Genomic DNA, 25,238 nt, shown 5'->3' on the forward strand with positions numbered 1-25,238 from the left:
TTGAGATTCCTCCGGTAGACACGGGCATGTGGACACCTCGGCCAACTCCCCAGCCGCGCGGCTGCTCGTCGTCGACGACGAGCACAACATCCGCGATCTGCTGGCGCAGACCTTCCGGCTGACCGGGTTCTCGGTGCGGTGCGCCGCCGGCGGGGTCGCGGCGTTGAACGCCGTGGCCGCCGAGGAGCCCGACCTGATCGTGCTCGACGTGATGCTCAGCGACCTCGACGGCTTCGACGTCGCCCGCACGCTGCGGCGCGACGGCCACCGGGTGCCGGTGCTCTTTCTCACCGCCCGGGACGAGGTCACCGACCGGATCGCCGGGCTCAACGCGGGCGGCGACGACTACGTCACCAAGCCGTTCAGCCTGGAGGAGGTCGTGCTGCGCGTCCGCGCCATCCTGCGGCGGAGCGCGCCGCGGGGCGACGAGGCGGCCGGCGCCCAGCCGGATCCGGTGCTGCGCTACGCCGATCTGGAGCTGGACGAGGACGCCCACGAGGTGCGGCGCGGCGGGCAGCGGGTGGAGCTGTCGCCGACCGAGTTCAAGCTGCTCGGCTACCTGCTGGAGAACGCCGGGCGGGTGCTGAGCAAGACGCAGATCCTGGACCGGGTGTGGTCCTACGACTTCGGCGGCGACGGCCGCATCGTGGAGAGCTACGTCTACTACCTGCGCCGCAAGGTCGACGAGGGCCGCACGCCGCTGATCCACACCGTGCGCGGCGTCGGCTACGTGCTGAGGACCCCGCCGTGACGCTGCGGACCCGCCTGGTGCTCATCACCGCCGGGCTGTGCGCGGTGGCGCTGCTGGCCGCCAACGCCGCCGGGGTGGTGCTGCTGCGCGGCTACCTGATGGACCAGGTGGACGCGCGGTTCGCCGAGAGCCCCGGCCCGGCGCTGGGCGAGGAGCCCACCGCGCGGTCGTACGCCGACTCGGTGGACGACAGCGCGGGCGACCCGCTGCTGCTCGACCAGCGGTTCGGCGACAGCACCCGCTTCTTCGTCTACGGGCCCGGCGGCCGGCTGCTCGCCGCCGTGCCCGAGGAGCCCGACGCCCCCGGCCCCGGCCCCGCGCTGCCGGGCGCGGCCGAGCTGGCGGAGCGCGCCGAGGATCCGTTCACCGTGGGCAGCCGGGGCGGCGGGGAGGGCCAGTGGCGCGTCTACGTCCGCCCCACGGGCGACGGCGGGCTGGCGGTCACCGCCACCTCGCTGGAGGACGTCGCGCAGACCATCGACCGGCTGCTGCTCATCGACGCCGCCGTGACCGGCGTCGTGCTGCTGCTCCTGGGCCTGGGCGCGGCCTGGGTGATCCGCCTGGGCCTGCGCCCGCTGACCCGCATGGAGGCCACCGCCGGGCACATCGCGGCCGGCGACTTCGCGCGCCGCGTCCCCGGGACCGACGCACGCACCGAGCCCGGACGCCTGGGCCTGGCCATGAACGCCATGCTCGACCGCGTCGAGTCGGAGATCACCGCCCGCCGCCACTCCGAGCAGCGGCTGCGGCGTTTCCTCTCCGACGCCTCGCACGAGCTGCGCACCCCGCTGACCTCGATCCGCGGCTTCGCCGAGCTGAGCAGGCGCGGCGGCGACGGCGCGGAGGCGCTGGGGCGCATCGAGGCGGAGGCCCGGCGCATGGGCGTGCTCGTGGAGGACCTGCTCCTGCTCGCGCGCCTGGACGAGGACCCCCGGCTGGAACGCCGGGACGTCGACCTGCTGGAGCTCGCCGCCGAGTTGGTGCGCGACGCGCACGTCCAGGCTCCGGAACGCCGCATCTCGCTGACCGGACTCGGCGGCGACGGCCGCGAGGGCGAGTGGCCCGAGCCGGTGTCCGTGGAGGGCGACCCGCTGCGGCTGCGGCAGATCATCAGCAACCTGCTGAGCAACGCCCTGCGCCACACGCCGCCCGAGGCGCACGTCACCGTCCGGGTCGGCCGGGACGGTGACGCGGCCGTGGTCGAGGTCGGCGACACCGGCCCCGGCATCCCGCCGGAGCACGCGCCGCACGTCTTCGACCGCCTCTACCGCGCCGCCCCGGCCCGGGAGCGTGACGGCGGCGGCGCCGGCCTCGGCCTGTCCATCGCCGCCGCCCTGGCCGCCGCCCACGGCGGCCGCATCGCCCTCCGCACGGCCGTCGGCGAGGGCACGACGTTCCGGGTGGTGCTCCCCTACAGCCCCACAGCCCCTACAGCGTGCGCAGCGCCCCGCCGTCGACCGGGATGACCGAACCGGTGACGTACCCGCACACCGGCGAGAGCAGGAACGCCGCCGTGCGGCCGAACTCCGCCGGGTCGCCGTAACGCCCCAGCGGGATGGAGGCGATGGCCTCGCTGCGGGCGTTCGTCCCCATCGAGCCGTCCAGCTCCCGCATCCGGTCGGTGGCGATCCGGCCCGGCATCAGCCCGAAGACGCGGATGCCGCGCGGCCCGAACTCGTCCGCCATGTCCTTGGCCACCATGGCCAGGCCGGGCCGCAGCCCGTTGGAGATGCCCAGGCCCGCGATGGGCGAGCGCACCGAGGTGGACAGCACGAGACCGATCGCGCCCTCCCCCGGCATGGTGTCGATGAGCGTGCGCACCGCCCGCACCGCGCCCAGGAAGACGGTCTCGAACGCGTCCCGCCACTGCGTGTCGGTGGCGTCGGCCGCCCGCGCCGGGGGCGGGCCGCCCACCGAGATCAGCGCGCCGTCCAGCCGCCCGTGGCGCGCCAGCGTGGCGTCGGCCAGCCGGTTGGCCGCCTCCGGGTCGGCGAGGTCGGCGGCGATGCCGACGGCCCGCCCCTCGGCGCCCTGCTCCTCAAGGCGGGTGACCGCCTCCGCCATGTTCTTCTCGTCGCGGGATGCGAGCACCACGCGCGCGCCATCGGCCACCAGCGCGGCGGCCGTGGCGAAACCCAAACCCTTGCTGCCGCCCGTGACGACAAATACCCGATCAGCCAGTCCCAGATCCATGGCCCCCATTGTGCAGCCTTGTGACAGATGAACTCCCAGCGGGCTTTGAGGCGCGGCACACGGAACGCCGAGATTGGCCGCGCACCATCCCCCGCATGACACGCACATCACGCACATCACGAACCGGTTCCAGGGCCAGGACGGCGACGGTGGCGCTGCTCGCGGCGTTCCTGATGCCGCTGGCCGCCTGCGGCGGCGGAGACGGCGAGGGCGGCGCGGGCGGCGACGGCAGCGCGGGCGGCGACGGCAGCGCGGGCGGCGAGGTGGCCGCCGTCGAGGACGGCGAGGGGAACGGCTCGCAGTCCGCCGCGGCGGACCCCGTCCAGCAGGCGCAGGAGTACACCGACTGCCTGCGGGACAACGGCCTGGACGTCGAGGACCCCGACCCCGAGACCGGGGAGATCACCCTCCCGGAGCCCGCGGCCGGCTCGGGCCGCGAGGACATGTCGGCGGCGATGGACGCCTGCCGCGAGCTGGCCCCGGAGTCGTTCGAGGAGCCGGGGGCCGGCGAGCTGACGCAGGAACAGCGGGAGAGCATGGAGCAGTTCGCGGAGTGCATGCGCGACGAGGGCGTCGACGTGCCCGATCCCGGCCCCGAGGGCCTGGACCCCGAGGCGATCGACCCGGGCGACCCGGCCACCGAGGCCGCGCTGGAGGTCTGCCAGGACGAGATGGCGTGGAGGCAGTGACGTGAGGCTGCGCACCGCCCTGATCGCGCTCGGCGCGGTCGCCGCCGTGGGTGCGGCCGGCGTTGCCGCCACCGGCTTCGGCGGCGGCGACGCCACCGCCGAGGCCGAGGCGCCCGACGGGCCGCCCGCCACCACGAAGGTGGAGACCGCGACGCTCACCCAGACGGAGGAGGTCAGCGGCACCCTCGGCTACGGCGAGGCGCTGACCCTGGAGGCGCCGGCCGGGACGGCGGGGATCATCACCTGGCTCCCGGAGGCCGGCACCGTCGTCGGGCGCGGCGAGCCGCTGTACACCGTGAACGCCCAGCCCGTGCCGCTGCTGTACGGCGGCGCCCCGCTGTACCGGCCCCTCACCCCGGGCACGGCGGGCAAGGACGCCCAGATGCTGGAGGCCAACCTCGCCGAGCTCGGCTACACCGGCTTCACCCCCGACGACACCTACACCGAGGCCACGGCGGACGCCGTGGCGGAGTGGCAGGACGACATCGGCCGCGAGGAGACCGGCGTCGTCGGGCCCGGCGAGGTCGGCGTCGCCGACGGCACGGTGCGCCTGCAGCAGGCGCACACCGCCCCCGGCGCGCCGGCCGGCGGGCCCGTGATGGACGTCACCGGCACCGGGCGGCAGATCGACGTCGACCTGGAGGCCGGCCTGGAGCACCTGGTGGAGGAGGGCGACACCGCCACCGTCGAACTGCCCGGCGGCGAGACGGTCACGGCCGAGATCACGGACGTCGGCACGGCCAGCGCGGCCACCTCCCCGGAGGACGCCCCTCCCGGCGGCGGCGCCCCCGGCGCCGAGGACGCCGAGGTCACCATCCCCCTCGTCCTCACCGTCGACGGCAAGGGCGGGCAGGAGGCCCTGGGCGACTACCAGGCCGCCCCCGTCACCGTGGCGCTCAGGGCCGAGACCCGCGAGGACGTGCTGGCCGTGCCCGTCACCGCGCTCGTCGCGCTGAGCGGCGGCGGCTACGGCCTGGAGGTCGTCAGCGGCGGCGCAAGCCACTACGTCGCGGTCGAGACCGGCATGTTCGCCTCCGGCATGGTCGAGGTCTCGGGCGAGGGCATCGAGGAGGGCACGGTCGTGGGGGTGCCCGATGAGTGACGGTCCTTCCCAGCCGACGCCGCCGACGCCGACACCGACGCCGACACCGACGCCGGCTGGGACGCCGGTCGTCGAACTGCGTGGCGTCAGCCGCACCTACGGCGGCGTCACCGCCCTGGTCGACGCCGCCCTCACCGTCCGGCGCGGCGAGCTGCTGGCCGTCGTGGGCCCTTCGGGCTCGGGCAAGTCCACGATGCTCAACGTCATCGGCACCCTGGACCGGCCCACCACCGGCACGGTGCGCATCGCCGGCCACGACATCGCCGCGCTGTCCGACAGGCAGCTGTCCGCGCTGCGCGCCACCACCATCGGCTTCGTCTTCCAGCAGTTCCACCTCGCCCCCGGCGTCCCGGTGCGCGACAGCGTCGCCGACGGCCTGCTCTACGGCGGAACGCCTCGCGCCCGCCGCCGGGCCCTGGCCGAGGCGGTGCTGCGCCGCGTCGGCCTCGGCCACCGCCTCACCCACCGCCCGCACGAGCTGTCCGGCGGCGAGAGGCAGCGCGTGGCCATCGCCCTCGCCGTCCTGGGCGACCCCGCCCTCCTGCTGGCCGACGAGCCGACCGGCGCGCTCGACTCGTCCTCCGGCGAGACCGTGATGCGGCTGCTGTGCGAGCTGAACGCCGCGGGCACGACCGTCGTCGTCATCACCCACGACCACGACATCGCCGACTCCCTCCCCCGCCAGGTCCGCCTGAGGGACGGCCGCATCGTCCGCGACACGGGGCCGGCGACCCTGGCACACGCCGAACCGGCGGGGGGTGGCACACGATGAGCGACGCGTCCCCGCCCACCCCCGCCCACACCCAGCCCCGGGTGCGGCGCCGGGGTGCCGGCGGCCGGCGCCTGGCCCCGGCGCGGCCGGGCGGGCGCCGCGGCTCGCCGCCGCCGAAGGCGACGCCGCTGCGCCCGACGCCGCTGCGCCCCGCGGACGCGCTCCGCGTCGGGGCCTCCGGCCTGCGGTCGCGGCCGACGCGGGTGTTCCTGTCCGCGCTCGGCATCGCCATCGGCATCGCCGCCATGGTGTCGGTCGTCGGCATCTCCACCTCCAGCCAGGAGGACCTCAACCGCAAGCTCGACGCGCTCGGCACCAACCTCCTCACCGTGGCGCCGGGCCAGGCCATCGGCGGCGAGGAGGCTCACCTGCCGCACGAGGCCACCGCGATGATCGACCGCATCCCGCCCGTGGAGTCGGTCAGCGCCACCGCGCTCCTGCCCGACACCAACGTCTACCGCACCGACCAGGTCTCGGAGCTGGAGACCGGCGGCGTCGGCGTCTACGCCGCCGGCCTCGGCGTGCCGCACACCACCGGCGCGCGGATCGTGGAGGGCGCGTGGCTGAACGAGGCCACCGGCGGCTACCCGGCCGTCGTCCTCGGCTGGCACGCCGCCAAGGGGCTCGGCGTTCACACCACCGGCCCCGACACCCAGGTGTGGCTGGGCGGCCAGTGGTTCACGGTCGTCGGCATCCTCGCGCCCGCCCCGCTCGCGCCCGAGCTGGACAACGCGGCGCTCGTCGGCTGGGACGTCGCCGCCCAGCGGCTCGGCTTCGACGGCTACGCCACCACCATCTACACCCGCGCCGACACCTCCGCCGTCACCGACGTCCAGCAGGTCCTCGCCCCGACCGCCAACCCCGAGGCGCCCAACGAGGTCGAGGTATCCCGCCCCTCCGACGCCCTCCAGGCCCAGGAGGCGGCGGACGAGACGCTCGGCGCCCTCCTCCTCGGCCTCGGCGCGGTCGCGCTCCTCGTCGGCGGCGTCGGCGTCGCCAACACCATGGTGATCTCGGTGCTGGAGCGCCGCTCGGAGATCGGCCTGCGCCGCGCGCTGGGCGCCACGCGCGGGCACATCCGCAACCAGTTCCTGCTGGAGTCGCTCCTGCTGTCGGCGCTCGGCGGCGCGGGCGGCGTGCTCCTCGGCATCGCCGTGACCGGCGGTTACGCCGCCGTGCAGGGCTGGCCCGCCCTCGTCCCGGCGTGGTCGATGGCGGGCGGACTCGCCGCCACCGTCCTGATCGGCGCGCTGGCGGGCTTCTACCCCGCCATGCGGGCCGCCCGCCTGGCGCCGACCGAGGCACTTACGGCGGCTTGACGCGGCAGGCAGCACGATGGGTAACGCCTCCTCGGCACGGACCCCGCCAGTCCCCTCGGACGGGGTCCGTGCCCCCTGAGCCCCTCCTACACTGGGTCGGGTGGTGAGCACCGACTGGCAGGCCGATCTGCGCAAGCGCGGGTACCGACTGACCCCGCAGCGCCAGCTCGTGCTGGAGGCCGTGGACCGGCTGGAGCACGCCACCCCCGACGACATCCTCACCGAGGTCCGCCGCACCGCCGACGCCGTCAACATCTCCACGGTCTACCGCACGCTCGACCTGCTGGAGGAGCTCGGCCTGGTCTCCCACGCCCACCTCGGCCACGGCGCACCCACCTACCACCTGGCCGAGCGCCACGACCACCTGCACCTGAAGTGCCGCGACTGCGAGCAGGTGATCGAGGCCGACGTGGACGTGGCCGAGCCGTTCACCAGCCGGCTGCGCGAGGCGTTCGGCTTCGACACCGACCTGAAGCACTACGCGATCGTCGGCCGCTGCCGTGACTGCACCCGCAAGGCCTCGGGCCAGGCCGCCGGCGAGTCCGGCGTACGCTGAGGCCATGGCCCACAGCCCGTACAGCAGCCCGCTTCTGAACGCCGTGCCCGGCGCCGTCGCCGCCGACGAGCCCGACGCGGGGGTCGCGGCCCACTACGGGGAGCTCTTCCGCGAGCAGCGCGCCCTGGCGCGCGGCGAGGGCTTCGTCGACCTCTCCCACCGCGACGTCGTCACCGTCACCGGCCCGCAGCGCCTGGAGTGGCTGCACGTGCTCCTCACGCAGCACGTCGCGGAGCTGCCGCCGGGCCAGGCCACCGAGGCGCTGATCCTCTCCGCGCACGGCCACATCGAGCACGCCCTGTACCTGGTGGACGACGGCAGCACGACGTGGATCCACACCGAGCCCGGCGCGGCCGAACCGCTGATCGCCTACCTGGACTCGATGCGCTTCATGTACCGGGTGGAGGTGGCCGACCGCACCGACGACTTCGCGATCGTGCACCTCCCGGCCGGGTCCATCGCCGAGGTGCCGCCGGGCGCGGTGGTCCGCGAAACGCCGTACGGCCGCGACGTCTTCCTGCCGCGCGCCGAGCTTCCGGCCTTCGCGAAGGCGGAGTCCGCGGGCTCCCCGGCCGGTGTCCTCGCCCTCGAAGCGCTGCGCGTGGAGGCCCACCGCCCACGGCTGGGGCGGGAGACGGACCACCGCACCATCCCGCACGAGCTGGGCTGGCTGGAGACGGCCGTCCACCTCCGCAAGGGCTGCTACCGGGGCCAGGAGACGGTGGCCCGCGTCCAGAACCTGGGCAGGCCGCCGCGCCGCCTGGTCTTCCTCCACCTCGACGGCAGTGAGGTGGCCCTGCCCGACCACGGCGCGCCCGTGCGCCTGGCCGACGCCGCCCCGGACGCCCGCCCCATCGGCTTCGTCACCACCGCGGCCCGCCACCACGAGCTGGGCCCGATCGCCCTGGCCCTGGTCAAGCGCAACACCCCGGCCGAGGCCGGGCTGCTGGCGGGGGAGACGCCGGCGGCGCAGGAGCCGGTGGTCGCGCCGTAGCGGCGCAACTCACGCACCCACCAACGCACCCACAACGCACGCACAACGCACTCACGGATCGCCCTCGAAGACGATCTCGCGCAGCGCCTCCGCCGCCGCCCGGTCCAGCAGCGTCGCCGAGACGCAGCCGCGCGGCAGGCGTTCCGCCTCCACCTCGCTCACCAGGCGAGCCAGGGCCCGCCGGTAGCGGGGGAACGCCTGCCGGGAGATCGCGCGCCCGCGCGCCTCCTGGCCGGCCAGCGCCGTGCCCGGGGTCACGTCCAGCACCACCAGGTGGAAGCCCCGCGACCCGCGCCCCAGCCAGCGGCGCACCCACGGCGTGCGCCCCGAGTCGTGCACGACCAGGCTCGCGGGCGCGCGCGAGGCGGCCCCCAGGCGGGCGTAGTGCACGACGCGGACGGCGAGGTGATACGCCTCGTACGGCAGCCACCCCGGCAGGGCGCGCCCGAAACGGTCGCGCACGTCCTGGGAGTCCAGGCGCGTCAGGGCGTGCCCGCGTGCCGCGCGGGCCCGGTGCATCAGGGTGGACTTGCCGCTGCCCGGCAGGCCCGTCACCAGCACCCGGTGCCCGGCCGGGAAGCGCAGCCGCAGCGACACCCCGGCGACACCCTGACCCCGCAGATCCAGCACGCGCTCCCCCACCACCACACCCGGCACCGCCGCTACCGCCGCAGATACCACTCGGTGCCGAACAGCCGCTGCCGCATCTCCTCCGGCAGCCTGCCGAACTTCGCCGGGCCCGCGCCGCGCTCGCCCTCCGAGACGTGCGCCTCCACCGCCGCCCACTTGCGGGCGTACCACGGCCGCACGTCCACCGCGAAGCCGCGCTCCGCGATCTCCTCGTCCGGCGTGCCCGGCATGCGCCCCTCCTCCGGCTCTCCCCGCCCGTCGTTGAACAGCATCGGCCACGCCGCGCGCACCACCGAATGCGGCAGCGTGACCCGGTGCAACATCCCGGGCCGCCACGGTGCTCCCGCCTCGGGGTAGAGAATCCCGTACGCCGCCGCCTCGACCGCCGCCAGCGTGACGCGGTGTGCGTGGATGTGGTCGGGGTGGCCCGTGATGCCGGAGGCGTCGTAGGTGACGACCGTCTCCGGCCGGAACTCCCTGATGTGCGCCACCAGCCGCCCGACCGACTCCTGAAGCGGCGCGTCGACGAAGCGCGCCGCGCCCGGCGCCGAGGCCTCGTAGCGCGCGTCGGCGTAGCCCAGCAGCCGCGGCTCGCCCGCGCCCAGGATCTCCAGCGACCGCGCCAACTCCCCGGCCCGGCGCGTCCCCTCGGCCCAGGTGCAGGTCACGACGGCGGTCCGCGCCCCGGCGTCGGCGGCCCGGGCCAGCAGCCCGCCCGTCGCGAGCGCCTCGTCGTCCGGATGCGCGTGTACGCACAGCACGCTGCCCATGCCCAAGCTCATGACGCTGTTTCTCGCACGCCCGTACCAGGAGCGTCAACCGGCCCTCGGCCTGGGCGCACGGATGACGGATTTCCGACGAGGTGTTACGTTCCCGCCATGGACACGCCAACGGGCGCGCAGTCTCCCTCAAGACCGCGCATATCTCTGCCGCCGTTCTGGGCGCAGGTCCTGGCCGGCCTCGTGCTGGGGGTGCTGCTCGGCTGGACCGCCCGCACCTGGAACGTCGAATGGCTCGGCCGCACCCTCGAGGAGATCGGCGACACCTTCGTCCAGCTCCTCCAGCTCGCCGTCGGCCCGCTCGTCTTCTTCGCGATCGCCGTCTCCGTCACCTCCCTGCGCAACGTCACGAACGCCGCCCGGCTGGCCGGCCGCACCCTGCTGTGGTTCCTGATCACCTCGCTGATCGCCGTCGCCATCGGCATCGTCATCGGCCTGATCACCAACCCCGGCGCCGGCACCGGCCTCACCCCGGCCGACGGCTCGCTGCCCGACACCGAGGGCTCCTGGCTGGACTTCCTCACCGGGATCATCCCCACCGACGTCGTCACGCCCTTCACCGAGCTGAACGTCCTCCAGATCGTGTTCCTCGGCGCCGTCACCGGCATTGCCGCGCTCCGCCTCGGCGAGCGCGCCGAGCCGCTGATCACCTTCGGCGAGGCCGTGCTGGCGCTGCTCCAGAAGGCCCTGTGGTGGGTCATCCGGCTCGCGCCGCTGGGCACCGTCGGGCTGATCGGCCGCGCCATCAACGAGTACGGCTGGGACCTGCTCGGCGACTACGCCACCTTCACCGCCGACGTCTACGTCGGCTGCGCGCTGGTGCTCTTCGGCGTCTACCCGCTGCTGCTGCGCTTCGCCGCCGGCGTCGACCCGCTGCGGTTCTACCGCGCCGCCTGGCCGGCCCTCCAGCTCGCCTTCGTCTCCCGCTCCTCGGTCGGCACCCTGCCGGTCACGCAGAAGGCCACCGAGCGGCTCGGCGTGCCGCGCGAGTACGCCTCGTTCGCCGTGCCGTTCGGCGCGACGACCAAGATGGACGGCTGCGCCGCGATCTACCCGGCACTCGCCGCGATCTTCGTGGCGGAGATCTTCGGCGTGGACCTGGGCGTCCAGGAGTACGTGCTGATCGTCTTCGTCTCGGTGATCGGCTCGGCCGCCACCGCCGGCCTCACGGGGGCCACGGTGATGACGACGCTGACCCTCACCACGCTGGACCTCCCGCTGGAGGGCGTCGGCCTGCTGCTCGCCATCGACCCGATCCTCGACATGATGCGCACGGCGACGAACGTGGCGGGCCAGGCCGCCATCCCCGTCATCGTCGCGGCACGCGAACGGATCCTCGACCGCGAGGCGTACGACAACGCCCGCAGCTTCGAGATCAGCGACGTGGACGAGGCGGCGTAGCGGGGGCGTGGCGGCGGCGTAGCGGCGCGACGGCGCACCCGTTACGGGGCGCCCTCGCCCGCCGTAGCTTGCACGAGGCATGAGCCGCTTACGCCGCGCCCTGCTCCTGGGTATCTTCCGCATCCTGGGCCGACCCGTCACACGATCTGGTGAGCGTGGCTGCTCGCAGTGAGATATGTCGCCAACGACATATACGGTCTGCACGGCGGAGCATGACTCCGCCCACGAGGAGTTCGCACGGATCGTCGAGGAAGGAGAGACCCGACGATGAGTCACAGTCGGTGGAAGATCCTGCGTGAACGGAAGCTGGCCGAGGGTTTCGCCGAGCCAGACGAGGTGGCAGAGGCTCGCCGCGAGATCCGGCTCTCGATGGCGCTGGCTCAAGCCGTGTACGAGCGGCGTACCGAACTGGGGCTGACGCAGACCGAGCTCGCCGAGCGGGCAGGGCTTACCCAGGCCAAGATCTCCCGCATCGAGGGATCCGACACCGTTCCCACCCTGCCCCTCCTGGCCAAGCTCGCCCGCGCACTGGACGCCTCCCTGAACATCGCGCTCGACGACGACACGACACGGGTTGCGTTCACCCCGCACGACCGCAACACCAATGCCGCCTGACAGGGCCAGGGAACGATGACCGCGTTCACCGGATCACGTCGATGGGGCAGCGCCCCCTGCCCGCACGCGCGAGCCGACCGTCAGTCGTTACGACGGCGCAATCGTGCGCCTCGGCTGCAGCGATGTAGGCCGCGTCGTACGCGGTGACGTTGCCGCGCAACTCCCACATGCGTGGCAAGAGGGAGTCGATGGGCACAACGTTGACAGCCATCCTCAGAATGGCCTCCACAGCACGCTGAGCCCGCTCATCGCTTAGCTTCCGCCCCAGCCACAAACCCCGGACTGAGCTGATGAGGTCCGTCTTCCAGTGCTCGGGCACAAGCCACGCCGGATCCCGTGCCAGGGCAGCTCGCGCGGCCTTGACTCGCGGATCGTGCGCGGGGTCAACGAACAACAGCACCACCGCTCCGGCATCAGCCACGATCACGCGGCACCGTCCCGTCGATGCTCTGGGTAGTCCTCGGCCACAACTTCCGGCGGCACACCCAACTCGATATCCCGCTCGGCACGAGCCGCATCCCGGGCGTCCAGGATGTCCTCAGCCGTCGCGCTCGGCTCGGGCTCGCTCGGCCAGCTCTCGATTTCCTTGATCAACTCCAGGTTCCTGACGAACGACGCTTCGCGTACGACCAGTGCCAGCAAGAATGCCTGGAGTGACTGCCCGTTCTCCCGCGCACGCGCGGCGAGCGCGTCCCGGACATCCTCGGGCACGTCACGGATTTGCAGTGCGACCATGCATGTATTTTACATGCGCGAAGCGCCCCTCGGGCAGCGCCTCATCGACCTCGTCATCAGTGTTCTTGGTGCTCATCAATTCGACCCTTGGACGATCCAGAAGGCGGCTGCCGCGAAGATCACGAATAGGGCGCTGAGCGCGGTGTTGGCGATGTGGAGCCACCGCTCGCCGCGCGGCATCGGCGGCGCGGGCAGGGATAACGGTGGCAGCAGCGGGACAGGGGCGGGCGCCGGATCCGGCTCGGGCTCGGGCTCGGGCTGGTCGTAGGGCGCCACGCAGCCATCGCAGACGAAGACGTGCCGGTGGCGCGTCGGCAGCGACTCGTCGCGCACGGCCCCCACCCACGTGACCAACGCCCCATCCCGCCCACACGGGCCGCACGCCCCCGGCCGCCACCACCGCCCGCGCCGGAAGACCGCGCTCACCACTGGTACGGCCGCATCGTGATCTCACGGAACGCCCCATGCCCGGCGTTCTCCTCCCGGTAAAGCCCGAGGGCTGCTCTTGAGACCTTTGTAGGCCAGACTCTCGAGTTGCGCACAGCGACCCTCGATCGTAGCGTGAGATCGAGTATTACTAATCTGCCGGATTGATCACCACGACACATTTCCGGAGCGCCAAGTGACCATTCTAGGCATAATTATCGGCGCAGTTCTGGGGGGCATGGGTGGCGTAATTCTTGGCCGTTGGCTAAGCCGAGCCCAGGCGGACCTCAGACTCGTCTCCATCAGCAAGGGCAGAGGAGAAGAAGAGAAGGTTGAGGTTCCCTCAGACTTGATGAGATCCCTCGAAGATTTCCGCTGGGCGCCTGAAGGCCTTGCTGGGATATCCGAGCACCGCCAAATTGTTGCCTCCCGCGAAGAGGTCGAGAATTTTCACAGAAAGATAGCTCCCAAGATAATGGAGGCACGCACTCTTAATAACAGGGTGCAGACGGCGGAGACGAGAGATGTGAAGCTTGAGATAATCCAGGAGCTGATAGCGCCCGAGATGAAAGAGGAAATATGTTCAGGGCTTCGAACTCTCGATTTCGACCTCCCCTCAGTGAGTTATCCGGAGAATGCGGAACGCTTCTGCGATATTAGAGAAGCTGAGGCGGGGGGAGTTCCCACCCTGGAGGCTGTATTTACGCGTTTCGCATATACCTTCAGCTACGAGGAGGCAAGCGCGGTTTCGCTGGATAGAATCCGCCCTTTCGTTTTGGCCTTGCAGCACTTTGACAAGAACGCCCTGGGCCGGTGCTTGGACTATGCAGACAAGGCCGTTCGACAGGAGGTCAAAGAGGCCGAACTATTGATAACCAGACTTGATAAATTGCTCCATTCCGACCAATTTATCCTGGAGGTTGTGATATCAAATAAGGGTGACCGCTTGACCGTACTGAGCCCTCATGCCGCACTTCTGGTCAAGAGCCCTGGCGACAAAATCCCACCTCTCCCCCTCCGCATTAGTGGAATTCAGCACCAAAGGCAAGATCTGCCGGAAATCACCGAGCCTACCGCATATCTAGCCATCGCCCCTCAGACCGCTGACAGATACGTGTTCCTGTCTGAACCGTTGGATACTTCTCCTCCTCTAAAAGGTGCCTATGACTCGGGATTGCTTGAGTGTGCGGTCGTGGCTAACCGCGAGTCAGCGCGAGGCAAGAAGAAGAGGATCCAGTCCCACTGGGTGAGCTTTGGCACTGGACTCAGTGAAAGGCTCCGCGAGGAAGCGATAGCTCAGGCAGGGCGATAGTGCGGGTACTGTCGCGCGGTTATCGTTTGCTTCCTTGCGTGACCGATGCGGATTATCGGCGTGATGCGGTAGACGATTTGGGCGCGGTCGCCGCTGACGCGAAGCTCTTCAAGAATGAGCGGGTGGTCGTCGTTGCCGTGCGTGACGCGGGTGGTGTGCAGAACCGACGTGGCCTCGGCTCGGTGTCGGGGTGGTCGCTAGTTCGGTGCCGGCATTCAGCGACAACCTCTACCACCACCTCGCCGCCCGGACCGGCCGCACACGCACCAGCCTGCGCAAGGCGGTGCGCGTCTCCTACGCCAAGATCGCCGAGTACCAGCAACGCCGTCGCCGCCTACGTCGCGAAGTACATCACCAAGGGCGCCACCGACACCGGCGCGGGCCTGGACCACCGCATCACCAACGCCCGCGAGATCACCCTCGCCCCCGTCACCCGCCACGTCCGCACCCTCATGACCACCTGCTGGCGCCTGGGCGGTCTGCCTGAACTCGCCCCGCTCCGCCTGCGCCTGGGCACACACCCGCGGCTACCGGGGCCACATCCTCACCAAGTCCCGAACCTACTCCACCACCTACGCCGCGCTCTGCAAGGAGCGAGCCCAATGCCGCCAGCCGCAAGACGTAGTCGACCAACTTCACACCATCACTGAATCGACTTGGCGCTATGTCGGCTCTGGACACACACCCGGCGCCGCACTCCTCGCCGATGGAAGACCCTCCGTGAACGGTGGCTGACTGAGGGTTTTCGCCGAGCCAGACGAGGTGGCAGAGGCTCGCCGCGAGATCCGGCTCTCGATGGCGCTGGCTCAAGCCGTGTACGAGCGGCGTACCGAACTGGGGCTGACGCAGACCGAGCTCGCCGAGCGGGCGGGGCTTACCCAGGCCAAGATCTCCCGCATCGAGGGATCCGACACCGTTCCCACCCTGCCCCTCCTGGCCAAGCTCGCCCGAGCGCTGGACGCCTCCCTGAACATCGCGCTCGACGACGACACCACTCGGGTTGTGTTCACTCCGCACGACCGCAACGCCAATGCCGCCTGACAGGCCTGGCAGCCACCATCACACGATCGAGTGGCACGGCTTGTGATCGCTCGCCACGGACGCTCGCGACTGGGTTTAGTGATTGCTAAACTCATGGGGGGCGCAAGAGTGGACATGCAGTGGGATGTCTACCTGACAGATGCGGTGGACCAGTGGCTGAACGACTTGGAGAAGGCGGACCGCGACTCATACGTACAGGTGAACGAGGCGATCTGGATTCTGGCCCGCACCGGGCCAACGCAGGGCAGGCCACTGGTCGATCGAGTCAAGGGCTCCTCGCTCCACAACCTCAAGGAGCTGCGACCAGGCTCCGCCAGGGAAAGCGAGGTGCGGGTCCTCTTCGCCTTCGATCCGTGGCGTTCTGCGATCCTGCTCCTGGCAGGAGACAAGGCCGGAAACTGGAACGAATGGTATAAGCAGGCGATTCCCGAGGCAGAGCGACGGTTCGTGGCCTACCTCGCTGAGCGAGAGAGGGAGTTGGGACGATGACTGGGTTCGTCAAGTGGTCTGAGAGCGGGCACAAGGAGCGGGCCGAGGAGCTGAGCGGCGGACGGGAGGCGTTCGAGGAGAGCGCCGCGAGCATGCTCGCCTGGGCACGCGCGTGGCGGCTCGCCGAGATGCGGCAGGAGCGTGGTCTCACGCAGGAGCAGGTCGCCGCCCGGATGGGGGTCAGTAAGGGGCGAGTCTCGCAGATCGAGAGCGGGCAGGTCTCGGGGAACGAGGTGATCGCCCGTTACGTCCAGGCGCTGGGGGGCAGTCTCATCATGGTCGCTGTATTCGATGACGGGGAGCTTCGCAAGATCGGCTGAACCTATCGTCGCAGTCACGTCCCGCGCGCCTTCCGCATCTCCGCAATGGCGCGTTCGACATCGCCATGAGTGACCGTGGAGCGCGCCGCGATACTCCGGGCCTCTTCGGCGGCTTCCTCGGGAAACGCTTCGTCGAATTCGGCGACGTGCGCGGCCATCCCCTTGTCAGTGCACTCGTCACTCATCAATTCGCCCCCTGGGCGATCCAGAAGGCGACTCCGGCGAAGATCACGGAGATGATGCTGAGGGCGGTGTTGACGACGTTGAGCCACCACTCACCGCGCGGCATCGGCGGCGCGGGCAGGGTTAACGGCGGCAGCAGCAGCGAGACAGGGGCGGGCGCCGGATCCGGCTCGGGCTCGGGCTCGGGCTGGTCGTAGGGCGCCACGCACCCCTCGCAGACGAAGACGTGCCGGTGGCGTGCCGGCGCCGACTCGTCGCGCACGGCCCCCGCCCACGTGACCAACGCCGCGCCCCGCCCGCACGGGCCGCACGCCCCCGGCCGCCACCACCGCCCGCGCCGGAAGACCGCGCTCACCACTGGTACGGCCGCATCGTGATCTCACGGAACGCCCCATGCCCGGCGTTCTCCTCCCGGTGGCGAAACGCCCACTCGGCGGCGCGCTCCCGCGTGTCCGCCGCCGTCCCGCGTTGCTCGCATACGGCGCACTGCATCACGACGGTGGCGCGCGGCCGCGCGTCGCGCTTCAGGTGCTCGCGGATGCGTGCGTCGAGCGCTTCGGCGCGTTCGCGAAGCTCGGAGAGCGTGAGGCGTTGAAGCTCCCCGGCGTTCACGCCCTCTCCGAGCTGATGCGATGGGTCCATGGCCGCCGTCCTTCCGTGCGATCTGTAGCGAACCGCCTACAGAGTGACGTGGCCCGCAATACGCTGAACAGGCCGTTTGGGCTGACAGGCGCCCCGTCAACTAGCTGGGAGGTCCAGGGACGTGGAAACGGACGAGGAGTGGGAACAACCGCTCGACCCCAAGGAGTTCTTCGGACAGGAGTTGGAGGAACGCCGAAAGCGGGCCGGGCTCACGCAGGCGCAGTTGGCGGAGCGGGTGATCTGCTCGCCGTCGCTGATCGCGCACATGGAGGCGGGTCGGCGCAAGCCGAACCCGGCGGACGCGAAGCGGCTGGACAAGGCGCTGGACTCCGGGCAGTTCTTTGTGAAGCTGCGGCGGACGCTGCTGAAGCTGCCATACGTTCGGCACTTCAACGACGCGGCAGAGCTGGAGCAGGAGGCCATCGCGATCTGCGAGTTCGAGCTCTCGCTCGTCCCGGGCCTACTCCAGACGGCTGCCTACGCCCGCGCGGTCTTCTGGTCGTTCGAGCCCAACCCCGTGCCGGAGGAGGTTGACGAGAAGGTCGTCAACCGCATAAAGCGCAGCGAGATCCTCAGGGATCCGAGGTCCCCGCTGGTCTGGGCGATCATCGACGAGAGCGTGCTGCGGCGGCCGGTCGGCGGCCCGGCGGTGATGGCCGAACAGCTGTGCCACATCGCGGCGTTGGCCCGCTCGCGCAGGGTTCTGGTGCAGGTGATGCCGTTCTCGGCGGGAGAACACGCGTTGCAGGAGGGCATGCTGAAGCTGATGCGGTTCGCGGACCAGCCGCCGGTGGCGTACGTTGAGGGCATCCACACCGGGACGCTGCTGGACGACCCGGCGCTGGTGCAGAGTTGCCAGCAGGCGTACGACAGGGCCAGAGCCGTCGCGCTGTCGCCGGAAGCGTCCCTCGCCCTCATCGAGAACGCGGCAGAGGAATTCGAACGATCATGACCCCTAAGCGCACCATCCCGGACGCCTCGACGCTCCGCCACTGGCGGAAGTCCAGCTACAGCGGCGGCGGCAACGGTAACTGCGTCGAGGTCTCCACCGCCCACCCCACCACCGCCATCCCCGTCCGCGACTCCAAGAACCCCACCGGCCCGGCCCTCCTCTTCCCCACCCCGGCCTGGTCCGGCTTCCTGGCCTCGCTCCGCGACGTCAGCACTACGCAATAGGGCGTACGGCGGGGGCAGTAACCCTCCTACGACACTGGGCACATGAGGTTGCGTAACGCCTTACCGGCCCTGCTCGTCTGCCTCGTGCTCGCACCGCTCACCGGATGCGGCGGCGGCGACGGCACGGACACCGCGTCGCCGCTGCCCCGCGTACCCGCCGAGAGCCGGGCGCCCGCCCGCGGGGAGGGGTCGCAGGACCCGGACGACATCAATGGCGACGGGCACCGCGACCTCATGGTGCCCATCTCCCTGAGCGATGACCTTCTTGACGTACGGATCGGCGTCGTCTTCGGCTCGGCCCAAGGACTCGACCCTGCCACGCGCGCGGTGTACGGAAACTCCGACCTGGGTGTGCCCCAGGGACCGCCAAGCGACGACGTATCCCCCGAGAGCGTCCTCGCGGACACGGTGGTCAGCGCCGATCTGGACAGCGACGGCTTCCCGGAGTTCGTCACGACCGTCTGGCGCTACCAGAAGCCCTCCCTCATCTACGTGACCTGGGGCGGACCCGGCGGGCCCACGGCGGACGGGGAGGCCACCCGGCTCCAGCTGCCTCCCGGCGTGGACGTGGGGTCATGGACGATGACGCGCGGCGACTTCGACGGCGACGGGCACCACGACCTCGCGGCGACAGCGGATGATGCGGAGGCGCGCGTCGAGGGCGGGTTCGTCGTGCTGCTGTACGGCCCGTTCACGCGCGCCGGTGAGCCGGCGCGCACCGACACCGGCCCGCGCCTGCCAGGTGGCACCCTCCTCGCGGACGACATCGACCCCACCGGCGAGCCGCGCGCGACCTCCCTCCTGCTTCGCCATCCCGACGACGGAGGTCAGAACGGCAACACCCTCTTCCCTGCCCGCCCCGGCGCCGGCCTGTCACTGGACGAGGGCAGGGGGCTGCGCGAAGGGAACGCCGCCGCGTTCGGCGACTTCGACGGCGACGGGCTGCGCGACGTGGCCATCGCGGACGACGGCAGGCGCGAATCCGAGCCCGAGGTCGCGACCGAGCCGCCGCACGTGGACGGATCGTTCACCTACTACCGCGGCAGAGGCGGCTACCCGGTCACCCTTGACCTGCCCGAACACGACGTGGGCTACGTCGGAACGGGCGGCGTCCTCTGGGCCGCCGACCCGGACGGCGACGGCCGCGACGGCATCCTGGCCCCCTCGGACGAGGGCACCACGCTCGTTGTCGGACACGCGCACACCGGTGTCTCCCGCGCAGGCCCATGGGAGGCGGCGATCGGAGAACGGCTCCTCGCCCGGCCCGCCGGGGCCGCCGACTTCGACGGCGACGGCAGGGACGAGCTGATACTTGCCTCGCCATCCGGAGGTCCCGCCCCCACGCACTGGTGGATCACCGACGGCACGACATCCCGCGACAACGTGTCCTTCGCGACGACGACGGGCTTCGCCTGACATCGGCATCGGCATCGGACATCGGGCCTGATGCGGCACTTAATTCTTTGCGTAGAGACCTTGGCCTTCACCTTTCACCTGTGAGGGTGGTTTACCCGCCCCTGCCTCCTGTCATCCGTTTATCCGATTCTCTTCCGGCGAGGATGAACGGTGCCCGCATTTGCGGAGATCTGCGGAAGGGAGGTGAATCGCCATGGGATTCCCACCGATTTTCATTTGGGACCACTCCGAGACGCTGGACAAGGCCGCTCAGCACCTCTCCGAGCACGAGACGCAGGTGCTTGAAGAGGTCGACGCCGAAGAGGCCGTCGAGAGCGAGTGAGTGACTGCGGCACGCTGAGGCCGGGCGCGGATTCTTCCCCGGTGTTCGCCAACTTCCCGGGGATTGAGCCGTGCCCGGCTTCCCGGGAGGCGAGGAACGTCCTCATCGGGGCGAGAGGAAGAGGGTGGAAATGGTGACGGGACCACGGGTGGAGCGGGTGATGTCGGCGGAGAAGGCCGAGCAGCGTGCTCTGGACGCCGTGCGGGGCCTGGGCCTGCGGGCCGAGGTGCGGGAGCTTGCCGCCCTGGACGGGCTGGGAGTCTGGCGTTGCCGCCTCCTGGACGACGTGGGTGCTGTGGTGCCGCAGGGGGAAGGCTCGGGCAAGGGCCGGGCGCGGGATGCGCGGGTGGGCGCGCTGTTCGAGGCGTTGGAGCACTATCTGACCGGGCCGGGGCGTTTCGACGCCGGGCAGGTCGAATTCCGTTCCGGCGCGGAGGTGGCGGCGGGGGCCCTGGCCGATGAGGCCTGCGCGACGGTGCTTGGCGCCATTCCGCGCGTGGCGTGCCGCCGCTATGCCCCACTCGTCCCGGGCGCGGACGAGCCAATCGCCGTGCCGGTGGCGTTGTCCACGAGCTGGTATCTCGACCGGCCGGAAGTGCGGGCGGCAGTGGGGGATGAGGCGGACTACACGCAGCTCGCCCGCTATGGCAGCAACAGCGGCTCGGCCATCGGCGTCACCCGCTCCGAGGCGTTGGTGCACGCCCTGAACGAGAGCATCGAACGCGACGCCCTGTCCCTGCTCCTGGCCCGGGCCTTCCTCGCGGCCGGGCCCCGGGTCTTCCGGCCCCAGGTGGTCGATCCCGCCTCGCTCCCGGCCGAGTTGGCCGCCGCCCACCGCACGGCGCAGCGGGCTGCCGGTGGCCGGGTGCACCTGCTGGACGCGACCACCGACATCGGCGTTCCCACCTACATCGCCTACCTCCGCGGCCACCGTCCCCTCGGCGAGATGCGGATGGGGGCGGGCAGTTCCCTCTCGCCCCGCTACGCCGCCTGGCGGGCGCTGACCGAGGTCGTCCAATCGCAGCTCGGGACCGCGGCCCTCTCCTCGTTGCCGTCCCTGCCGTCGCTGGAGGCGTTCGAGCCCTACCCCGCGCTGCGGGCCTGCGCCGAGTTCGAGCTCACCGAGCAGCTCACCCGGGCCGACACGGTCGCCTTCCCTGCCGCCGGGGAGGAGGCGGCGGCGCCGGGCGATGTCGATGCGCAGCTCGCGCGGCTGGTCGAGCTGCTGACGGCCGCCGGGCACCCGCCGTACTACCGCGTCACCGCCGCTCTGCCCGGCGGCATCACCGCCGTTCACGCCATCGCCCCCGGGCTGGAGCGCTTCATGACCATCCTCTCCGGGATGCTGCTGCTGCCGGGCCCGCGCGCCCGCGCGCGCCTGCACGTGGCCGCCGAGACGGCGGGTCGCCGGTGAACAGGCTGCGGCGGGCCCGCTGCCTGGTCTGCTCCTACGCCTCCGATGGGCTGGTCGCCCACCCGTACCCGGACGCCGAGCCGGTGGCGCTGCGCGCCGGAGCGGCCGAGGTGCTGGCGGCGTTCGGCGAGTGGGCCACGCCGAAGGAGGCGGCGGCGGCGTTGTCTGCCCATGGCCACGATCCGGACGCCGTCGAGCGGATCATTGACGAGCTCGCCGCGCGGCACGTGCTGCTGCGCGAGGACAGCGAGCGGGCCCGGCTGGACGCCGAACTGGCCGAGCTGTGGGGGCCGTGGGGACCGCAGGCGCCGTTCCTGCACTACACCACCCAGGACTTCACCCCGCCGGTCCTCCCCTCACCGGACGACCAACCGCCCCCGGCGCCGCCGCTGTTCACCACCTATCCCGACGCCCCGCGCGTGGCGTTGCCGCCGCCCCAGCCGACGGCCCTGGGGGCGGCGTTCGGCACGGTCCTGCACGCTCGGCGTACGCACTACGGCTTCGCCGACACGCCCGTGACGCCCGCCACCCTGGCCACGCTGCTGGCGACCGTCTTCGGGCCCGTGGAGTACCTGGACGCAGGGCCGTTCGGGACGCTCTACCGCCGCACCACCCCCTGCGCGGGCGCCCGGCAGGAGTTGGAGGGCTATCTCGCCATCCGCAACGTCGAGGACATCGCCCCCGGCTGGTACCACTACAACGCCCGCGACCACGCGCTCGAACTCCTCGCGGACGGCTGCCCGGGCGACGAGCTGACGGCGCTGTGCGCGGGCCAGCCGCACGTCGCGGGGGCGGCGTTCGTCGTCGTCCTGGTCGCCGCCGTGGAGCGGCAGCTCGCCCACCACGCCACGCCGCGCGCCTATCGCGTCTGCCTGCTCGACGCCGGGCACCTGGGCCAGACGTTCGTGCTGACCGCCACCGCCCTGGGCCTGGGCCCCTTCCAGCTCTCCGCCTGCGACGACGCCGCCATCGCCACCCGCCTCGGCCTGGACAACGCCACCCACACCCCCCTCCACCTCCTCGGTGCGGGCCATCCCAGCGACCCGCCCCTCTACCCCACCGGAACCGCCACGGCGCCGACGGCGTGATGTGCCGCGTAGGGCGGTCTGTCGCGGGCGTCTGACCGTCGGCGGCTAGTCCTCGTTGCCCTCATTGCCCTCGTCGGGCTCGGACGCCATGTCCTTCGCCAGGCCGAGCGCCTCGGTGACGAACGTGTCGAACTCGATGGACGCGCGTATCCAGCTCACCGTGCTGGACACGAAGTGCTCCAGCCCCACGCCGAAGCCGACGAGCATGTGGGCCTCACCGATCAGGCGGACCGAGCCGTCGTCATGGGTGTGCGTGTAGATCTTGGGCCACAGTGCGCGGCGGTTCCAGTCGTCGATCGCCTCGTACAGCCGCGGCTTGTCCTCGATGCCGTGCGGACTGTCATAGAAGGTGCGGACCGAGAACGTCTGCTCATCCGCCTCGCCGCGGAACATGAAGTACGTGCGGAAGTCCTCCCACGGCGCCGCGAGGTCTCCCTCCTCGTCCACGACGTACTTCAGCTCCAGCTGGTCCAGAAGTCGCTTGACCATCTCCTGGTGGGGGACGATCAGCGACTTGCCGGGACCGGACGGGCCACGTTCCGGGTCCTTCCCGGTGTTCGGCATCGGGGACGGGGTGTTGCTGTCCACGGAGGTTCCCTTCGCACGTTGCGGCCATACTCGCACGTCGGCGGTGCGACCCGGTGTCCGGGGGAACAGGGCGCGCGCTGGGCGCATGACGTGACGGATCCGGCCGGATCCGCATGCGACTTTCGGCAGTGTCGGACGGTTCGCAGGTGTACCTATCGTCGCAGTCGTGAGGCGACTGATCATCAAGGCGTACGGGGCGTACGGGGCGGGGGCGGCCGGGGTGGGGCTGGGCGTGCTCAGCCTGTGGTGGGCGCCGGTGACCGCGCTCGTGGCGTTCGTGGCGGGGGCCCGGGCGGGGCGGGCGCGGGATGCGGGGATCGCGTTGGCGGGGGTGGTCGCGGCCGGGGTGGTGGCCGTGGTCGTCGTGCCGTCGTGGATCGCGCACGGCGACCGGTTCATCGGCGTGCTGGTGGGGGCCGCGATCCTGCCGTGGTTCGCGGGGCGGTTCTGGCGGCAGTACCGCGCGCTGGTGCGGGCCGGGTGGGAGCGGGCCGCGCATCTGGAGCGGGAGCGGCGGCTGGTGGCCGAGCAGGCCCGGTTGCAGGAGCGGGCGCGCATCGCGCAGGACATGCATGACCTGCTCGGTCACGACCTCAGCCTGATCGCGCTGTCGGCGGGGGCGTTGAAGCTCGCGCCCGACCTGCCCCCCGAGCACCGGGCGGCGGCCGGGGAGATACGGGCCAAGGCCGGTGCCGCCGTGGAACGCCTCGGGGAGGTGATCGGGCTCCTGCGCCAAGGGGACGGCGAGGGCGGCCAGGCCAGCCAGGAGGGCCAGGGGGGCCAGGGGGGCCAGGGGGGCCAGGGGGACGAGGTGATCCGTCCGGCCGATGTGGCGGGGATGGTGGAAGGGGCGCGTGCGGCCGGGCTCTCGGTCGTGCTCCACGCCAGCGGTGAGCCGGGCTCGCCGGTCGCCGAGCGCGCCGTCCACCGCGTCGTGCAGGAGTCGCTGACCAACGCCGCCAAGCACGCGCCCGGCGCGGCGGTGACCGTGCGGATCCGGAACGGCGCGGGCGAGACCGAGGTGCGGGTGGAGAACGGGCCCACGGCCAGAGCCGCCGGCGACGTGCCACGGCCGCGCGGCGGTGGGCGCGGGCTCATCGGCCTGGATGAGCGCGTACGCCTCACGGGCGGCTCCCTCGCGTACGGCCCGCGCGAGGGCGGCGGGTTCGCCGTCACCGCCCGGATACCCCACGCCCCCGGGGCCTCGCCGCCACCACCCGCCCCCACGCCGGAGCAGGACCACCGGCGCGCGCGGCGGCGCGTGGGCCGGGCCGCGCTCGCCGCCGTCGCCGTGCCGCTGGCCGCCGTCGTCCTGCTCGGCGCGGGGCTGCGGGCCTGGGACGTGCTGCTGGTGCGCGCCTCGGTGCTGGCGCCCGACGCCTACGCCGCCCTCCGCGTGGGGCAGGAGCACGCCGAGGTGGAGTCGGTCGTCCCGGAGCGGCAGACGCCGCATCGCCCTCCGGGAGACCGGGGAGACCGGGGAGACCGGTGCGAGTATTACGCGATGACGGCGAACCCCCTGGACAACCACTACGGCGACGCCTACCGCCTGTGCTTCCGCGCGGGCCGGCTGGTGTCCAAGGAGGTGATCACCGGCCCGTGATCCGCGTGTTGATCGCAGACGACGAGCCCATGGTGCGCCGGGGCGTGCGGGCCGTGCTCGCGACCGCGCCCGACATCGGCGTCGCCGCCGAGGCCGCCGACGGCCGCGAGGCGGTGGAGCTGGCCCGGCGCCACCGCCCCGACGTGGCCGTGCTCGACATCCGCATGCCCGGCATGGACGGGCTGCGCGCGGCGGCGGAGATCCGCCGGACCGTCCCGGTCACCGGCGTCGTGGTGCTGACGACGTTCGGCGAGGACGAGTACATCCTGCGGGCGCTCGGCGACGGCGCCGCGGGCTTCCTGATCAAGTCGGGCGAGCCGGAGGAGCTGATCGTGGGCGTCCGCGCGGTGGCCGGCGGCGCGGCGTACTTGTCACCCACGGTCGCCGCCCGCGTGGTCGCCCACCTGGCGGCCGGGGGTGTGGGCGCCCTGGCCGAACGCCGCGCCGCCGCCCGCCGCCGGGTCGAGGCGCTCACCCCCCGGGAGCGGCAGGTGCTGGCGTTCCTCGGCGCCGGGCTGACCAACGGGCAGATCGCCCGGCGTCTGCGCGTGGTGGAGGGGACGGTCAAGGCGCACGTCAGCTCCATCCTGGGCCGCCTGGCCGTGGACAACCGGGCCGCAGCGGCCGTCGTGGCCCACGAGGCCGGGATCGTCCCGGCGTCGGAACCTCCCGAGTAGCGCTG

General features: G+C 71.9%; 31 protein-coding genes and 2 pseudogenes. 23 read left to right on the top strand and 10 right to left on the bottom strand.

From position 1 onward, the window contains the following. Positions 1–28 precede the first annotated feature (28 nt). Both ACTWQH_RS12255 and ACTWQH_RS12260 read left to right on the top strand, forming a co-directional pair. Positions 29–751, top strand: a complete 723-nt coding sequence (locus ACTWQH_RS12255; protein ID WP_443286484.1) for a response regulator transcription factor — start codon at positions 29–31, stop codon at positions 749–751. Further along, complete coding sequence (locus ACTWQH_RS12260; protein WP_443286485.1) at positions 748–2,217, top strand: sensor histidine kinase; 1,470 nt, start codon at positions 748–750, stop codon at positions 2,215–2,217. Before ACTWQH_RS12255 ends, ACTWQH_RS12260 begins: the two co-directional genes overlap by 4 nt. Here ACTWQH_RS12260 and ACTWQH_RS12265 read toward each other — a convergent pair. Further along, positions 2,180–2,944, bottom strand: a complete 765-nt coding sequence (locus tag ACTWQH_RS12265; RefSeq protein WP_443286486.1) for an SDR family oxidoreductase — start codon at positions 2,942–2,944, stop codon at positions 2,180–2,182. The two genes, ACTWQH_RS12260 and ACTWQH_RS12265, sit on opposite strands and share 38 nt — an antisense overlap. Positions 2,945–3,039: 95 nt before the next feature. On the opposite strand from ACTWQH_RS12265, the gene ACTWQH_RS12270 reads away from it, so the two are divergent. From ACTWQH_RS12270 to ygfZ, 6 genes are all read left to right on the top strand, one after another. Beyond that, on the top strand, positions 3,040–3,633 hold the full coding sequence (locus ACTWQH_RS12270) for a hypothetical protein (RefSeq protein ID WP_443286487.1): 594 nt from the start codon (positions 3,040–3,042) through the stop codon (positions 3,631–3,633). A 1-nt stretch (position 3,634) separates the two neighbouring features. After that, positions 3,635–4,735 (top strand): peptidoglycan-binding protein, encoded by a 1,101-nt coding sequence (locus ACTWQH_RS12275; protein WP_443286488.1) that lies wholly within the window; start codon positions 3,635–3,637, stop codon positions 4,733–4,735. Continuing rightward, positions 4,728–5,507 (top strand): ABC transporter ATP-binding protein, encoded by a 780-nt coding sequence (locus ACTWQH_RS12280; protein ID WP_443286489.1) that lies wholly within the window; start codon positions 4,728–4,730, stop codon positions 5,505–5,507. Before ACTWQH_RS12275 ends, ACTWQH_RS12280 begins: the two co-directional genes overlap by 8 nt. Continuing rightward, positions 5,504–6,826: an ABC transporter permease gene (locus tag ACTWQH_RS12285; RefSeq protein WP_443286490.1), complete on the top strand. Its 1,323-nt coding sequence runs from the start codon at positions 5,504–5,506 to the stop codon at positions 6,824–6,826. The genes ACTWQH_RS12280 and ACTWQH_RS12285 overlap by 4 nt, the downstream gene beginning before the upstream one ends. A gap of 100 nt (positions 6,827–6,926) precedes the next feature. Continuing rightward, positions 6,927–7,382, top strand: coding sequence for a Fur family transcriptional regulator (locus tag ACTWQH_RS12290; protein ID WP_443286491.1), 456 nt, complete (start codon positions 6,927–6,929; stop codon positions 7,380–7,382). Between the two features lie 4 nt (positions 7,383–7,386). After that, complete coding sequence (gene ygfZ, locus ACTWQH_RS12295; protein WP_443286492.1) at positions 7,387–8,376, top strand: CAF17-like 4Fe-4S cluster assembly/insertion protein YgfZ; 990 nt, start codon at positions 7,387–7,389, stop codon at positions 8,374–8,376. Between the two features lie 51 nt (positions 8,377–8,427). Here the strand turns inward: ygfZ and ACTWQH_RS12300 are convergent, their stop codons facing one another. Together ACTWQH_RS12300 and ACTWQH_RS12305 are read right to left on the bottom strand one after the other, a co-directional pair. After that, positions 8,428–9,006 (bottom strand): AAA family ATPase, encoded by a 579-nt coding sequence (locus ACTWQH_RS12300; protein WP_443286493.1) that lies wholly within the window; start codon positions 9,004–9,006, stop codon positions 8,428–8,430. Positions 9,007–9,038: 32 nt separating this feature from the next. Further along, positions 9,039–9,788: a PIG-L family deacetylase gene (locus tag ACTWQH_RS12305; RefSeq protein WP_443286494.1), complete on the bottom strand. Its 750-nt coding sequence runs from the start codon at positions 9,786–9,788 to the stop codon at positions 9,039–9,041. A 96-nt stretch (positions 9,789–9,884) separates the two neighbouring features. Between ACTWQH_RS12305 and ACTWQH_RS12310 the strand changes: the two genes are divergently transcribed. Then, positions 9,885–11,186 (top strand): dicarboxylate/amino acid:cation symporter, encoded by a 1,302-nt coding sequence (locus ACTWQH_RS12310; protein ID WP_443286495.1) that lies wholly within the window; start codon positions 9,885–9,887, stop codon positions 11,184–11,186. Positions 11,187–11,453: 267 nt separating this feature from the next. Then, positions 11,454–11,801 (top strand): helix-turn-helix domain-containing protein, encoded by a 348-nt coding sequence (locus ACTWQH_RS12315; protein ID WP_443286496.1) that lies wholly within the window; start codon positions 11,454–11,456, stop codon positions 11,799–11,801. 25 nt (positions 11,802–11,826) lie between these two features. Here the strand turns inward: ACTWQH_RS12315 and ACTWQH_RS12320 are convergent, their stop codons facing one another. From ACTWQH_RS12320 to ACTWQH_RS12330, 3 genes are all read right to left on the bottom strand, one after another. Beyond that, positions 11,827–12,228 carry a type II toxin-antitoxin system VapC family toxin gene (locus ACTWQH_RS12320; protein ID WP_443286497.1) on the bottom strand — a complete coding sequence of 134 codons (402 nt, stop codon included), beginning with the start codon at positions 12,226–12,228 and terminating at the stop codon, positions 11,827–11,829. Then, the gene (locus tag ACTWQH_RS12325) at positions 12,225–12,536 is read right to left on the bottom strand and encodes a FitA-like ribbon-helix-helix domain-containing protein (protein ID WP_443286498.1); all 312 of its coding nucleotides are present in this window, start codon (positions 12,534–12,536) and stop codon (positions 12,225–12,227) included. Before ACTWQH_RS12325 ends, ACTWQH_RS12320 begins: the two co-directional genes overlap by 4 nt. 75 nt (positions 12,537–12,611) lie before the next feature. Continuing rightward, positions 12,612–12,869, bottom strand: a complete 258-nt coding sequence (locus ACTWQH_RS12330; protein ID WP_443286499.1) for a hypothetical protein — start codon at positions 12,867–12,869, stop codon at positions 12,612–12,614. Positions 12,870–13,158: 289 nt separating this feature from the next. Between ACTWQH_RS12330 and ACTWQH_RS12335 the strand changes: the two genes are divergently transcribed. From ACTWQH_RS12335 to ACTWQH_RS12355, 5 genes and pseudogenes are all read left to right on the top strand, one after another. Beyond that, a complete protein-coding gene (locus ACTWQH_RS12335; protein WP_443286500.1) occupies positions 13,159–14,274 on the top strand; it encodes a hypothetical protein in 1,116 nt (371 codons plus the stop codon). 182 nt (positions 14,275–14,456) lie between these two features. Next, positions 14,457–15,009 (top strand): annotated as a pseudogene (locus tag ACTWQH_RS12340) (replication initiator). Continuing rightward, positions 15,006–15,315, top strand: a pseudogene (locus ACTWQH_RS12345) (helix-turn-helix domain-containing protein). Before ACTWQH_RS12340 ends, ACTWQH_RS12345 begins: the two co-directional pseudogenes overlap by 4 nt. 108 nt (positions 15,316–15,423) lie before the next feature. Further along, positions 15,424–15,804 (top strand): type II toxin-antitoxin system RelE/ParE family toxin, encoded by a 381-nt coding sequence (locus tag ACTWQH_RS12350; protein ID WP_443286501.1) that lies wholly within the window; start codon positions 15,424–15,426, stop codon positions 15,802–15,804. Then, complete coding sequence (locus ACTWQH_RS12355; RefSeq protein WP_443286502.1) at positions 15,801–16,124, top strand: helix-turn-helix domain-containing protein; 324 nt, start codon at positions 15,801–15,803, stop codon at positions 16,122–16,124. Before ACTWQH_RS12350 ends, ACTWQH_RS12355 begins: the two co-directional genes overlap by 4 nt. A 14-nt stretch (positions 16,125–16,138) precedes the next feature. Here ACTWQH_RS12355 and ACTWQH_RS12360 read toward each other — a convergent pair whose 3' ends face one another. From ACTWQH_RS12360 to ACTWQH_RS12370, 3 genes are read right to left on the bottom strand one after another with little or no spacing between them, the layout of a single operon-like run. Continuing rightward, a complete protein-coding gene (locus ACTWQH_RS12360; protein ID WP_443286503.1) occupies positions 16,139–16,309 on the bottom strand; it encodes a hypothetical protein in 171 nt (56 codons plus the stop codon). Beyond that, positions 16,309–16,662 (bottom strand): hypothetical protein, encoded by a 354-nt coding sequence (locus tag ACTWQH_RS12365; RefSeq protein ID WP_443286504.1) that lies wholly within the window; start codon positions 16,660–16,662, stop codon positions 16,309–16,311. Before ACTWQH_RS12365 ends, ACTWQH_RS12360 begins: the two co-directional genes overlap by 1 nt. Beyond that, on the bottom strand, positions 16,659–16,949 hold the full coding sequence (locus ACTWQH_RS12370; protein ID WP_443286505.1) for a DUF7848 domain-containing protein: 291 nt from the start codon (positions 16,947–16,949) through the stop codon (positions 16,659–16,661). Before ACTWQH_RS12370 ends, ACTWQH_RS12365 begins: the two co-directional genes overlap by 4 nt. Positions 16,950–17,070: 121 nt before the next feature. On the opposite strand from ACTWQH_RS12370, the gene ACTWQH_RS12375 reads away from it, so the two are divergent. The 6 genes from ACTWQH_RS12375 (at position 17,071) to ACTWQH_RS12400 (ending at position 22,365) form a co-directional block, all read left to right on the top strand. Next, on the top strand, positions 17,071–17,901 hold the full coding sequence (locus ACTWQH_RS12375; protein ID WP_443286506.1) for a helix-turn-helix domain-containing protein: 831 nt from the start codon (positions 17,071–17,073) through the stop codon (positions 17,899–17,901). Continuing rightward, entirely contained in the window at positions 17,898–18,125 is a 228-nt protein-coding gene (locus ACTWQH_RS12380) for a DUF397 domain-containing protein (RefSeq protein WP_443286507.1), read from the top strand. Before ACTWQH_RS12375 ends, ACTWQH_RS12380 begins: the two co-directional genes overlap by 4 nt. 42 nt (positions 18,126–18,167) lie before the next feature. After that, entirely contained in the window at positions 18,168–19,541 is a 1,374-nt protein-coding gene (locus ACTWQH_RS12385; protein ID WP_443286508.1) for a hypothetical protein, read from the top strand. A 193-nt stretch (positions 19,542–19,734) separates the two neighbouring features. Beyond that, the gene (locus ACTWQH_RS12390) at positions 19,735–19,863 is read left to right on the top strand and encodes a hypothetical protein (protein ID WP_443286510.1); all 129 of its coding nucleotides are present in this window, start codon (positions 19,735–19,737) and stop codon (positions 19,861–19,863) included. A gap of 130 nt (positions 19,864–19,993) precedes the next feature. Beyond that, positions 19,994–21,277 (top strand): YcaO-like family protein, encoded by a 1,284-nt coding sequence (locus tag ACTWQH_RS12395; RefSeq protein WP_443286511.1) that lies wholly within the window; start codon positions 19,994–19,996, stop codon positions 21,275–21,277. Further along, a complete protein-coding gene (locus ACTWQH_RS12400; protein ID WP_443286512.1) occupies positions 21,274–22,365 on the top strand; it encodes a SagB/ThcOx family dehydrogenase in 1,092 nt (363 codons plus the stop codon). The genes ACTWQH_RS12395 and ACTWQH_RS12400 overlap by 4 nt, the downstream gene beginning before the upstream one ends. A 45-nt stretch (positions 22,366–22,410) precedes the next feature. Here the strand turns inward: ACTWQH_RS12400 and ACTWQH_RS12405 are convergent, their stop codons facing one another. Then, positions 22,411–22,929, bottom strand: a complete 519-nt coding sequence (locus ACTWQH_RS12405) for a YbjN domain-containing protein (RefSeq protein WP_443286557.1) — start codon at positions 22,927–22,929, stop codon at positions 22,411–22,413. 190 nt (positions 22,930–23,119) lie between these two features. Between ACTWQH_RS12405 and ACTWQH_RS12410 the strand changes: the two genes are divergently transcribed. Together ACTWQH_RS12410 and ACTWQH_RS12415 are read left to right on the top strand one after the other, a co-directional pair. Next, positions 23,120–24,556: a sensor histidine kinase gene (locus ACTWQH_RS12410; RefSeq protein ID WP_443286513.1), complete on the top strand. Its 1,437-nt coding sequence runs from the start codon at positions 23,120–23,122 to the stop codon at positions 24,554–24,556. Further along, a complete protein-coding gene (locus tag ACTWQH_RS12415; protein WP_443286514.1) occupies positions 24,553–25,233 on the top strand; it encodes a response regulator in 681 nt (226 codons plus the stop codon). Before ACTWQH_RS12410 ends, ACTWQH_RS12415 begins: the two co-directional genes overlap by 4 nt. Positions 25,234–25,238: the final 5 nt, after the last annotated feature.

Origin of the sequence: Streptomyces sp. 6N223 (assembly GCF_052246635.1) — a bacterium.
GTDB lineage: Bacteria > Actinomycetota > Actinomycetes > Streptomycetales > Streptomycetaceae > Streptomyces.

Bases quoted from the DNA above. Each gene is read 5' to 3' on its own strand.
- ACTWQH_RS12265 (WP_443286486.1), bottom strand. From the start codon at position 2,944: ATGGATCTGGGACTGGCTGATCGGGTATTTGTCGTCACGGGCGGCAGC.
- ACTWQH_RS12270 (WP_443286487.1), top strand. From the start codon at position 3,040: ATGACACGCACATCACGCACATCACGAACCGGTTCCAGGGCCAGGACG.
- ACTWQH_RS12280 (WP_443286489.1), top strand. From the start codon at position 4,728: ATGAGTGACGGTCCTTCCCAGCCGACGCCGCCGACGCCGACACCGACG.
- ACTWQH_RS12285 (WP_443286490.1), top strand. From the start codon at position 5,504: ATGAGCGACGCGTCCCCGCCCACCCCCGCCCACACCCAGCCCCGGGTG.
- ygfZ (WP_443286492.1), top strand. From the start codon at position 7,387: ATGGCCCACAGCCCGTACAGCAGCCCGCTTCTGAACGCCGTGCCCGGC.
- ACTWQH_RS12305 (WP_443286494.1), bottom strand. From the start codon at position 9,788: ATGAGCTTGGGCATGGGCAGCGTGCTGTGCGTACACGCGCATCCGGAC.
- ACTWQH_RS12310 (WP_443286495.1), top strand. From the start codon at position 9,885: ATGGACACGCCAACGGGCGCGCAGTCTCCCTCAAGACCGCGCATATCT.
- ACTWQH_RS12315 (WP_443286496.1), top strand. From the start codon at position 11,454: ATGAGTCACAGTCGGTGGAAGATCCTGCGTGAACGGAAGCTGGCCGAG.
- ACTWQH_RS12325 (WP_443286498.1), bottom strand. From the start codon at position 12,536: ATGGTCGCACTGCAAATCCGTGACGTGCCCGAGGATGTCCGGGACGCG.
- ACTWQH_RS12355 (WP_443286502.1), top strand. From the start codon at position 15,801: ATGACTGGGTTCGTCAAGTGGTCTGAGAGCGGGCACAAGGAGCGGGCC.
- ACTWQH_RS12360 (WP_443286503.1), bottom strand. From the start codon at position 16,309: ATGAGTGACGAGTGCACTGACAAGGGGATGGCCGCGCACGTCGCCGAA.
- ACTWQH_RS12370 (WP_443286505.1), bottom strand. From the start codon at position 16,949: ATGGACCCATCGCATCAGCTCGGAGAGGGCGTGAACGCCGGGGAGCTT.
- ACTWQH_RS12380 (WP_443286507.1), top strand. From the start codon at position 17,898: ATGACCCCTAAGCGCACCATCCCGGACGCCTCGACGCTCCGCCACTGG.
- ACTWQH_RS12385 (WP_443286508.1), top strand. From the start codon at position 18,168: ATGAGGTTGCGTAACGCCTTACCGGCCCTGCTCGTCTGCCTCGTGCTC.
- ACTWQH_RS12390 (WP_443286510.1), top strand. From the start codon at position 19,735: ATGGGATTCCCACCGATTTTCATTTGGGACCACTCCGAGACGCTGGAC.
- ACTWQH_RS12395 (WP_443286511.1), top strand. From the start codon at position 19,994: ATGGTGACGGGACCACGGGTGGAGCGGGTGATGTCGGCGGAGAAGGCC.
- ACTWQH_RS12405 (WP_443286557.1), bottom strand. From the start codon at position 22,929: ATGCCGAACACCGGGAAGGACCCGGAACGTGGCCCGTCCGGTCCCGGC.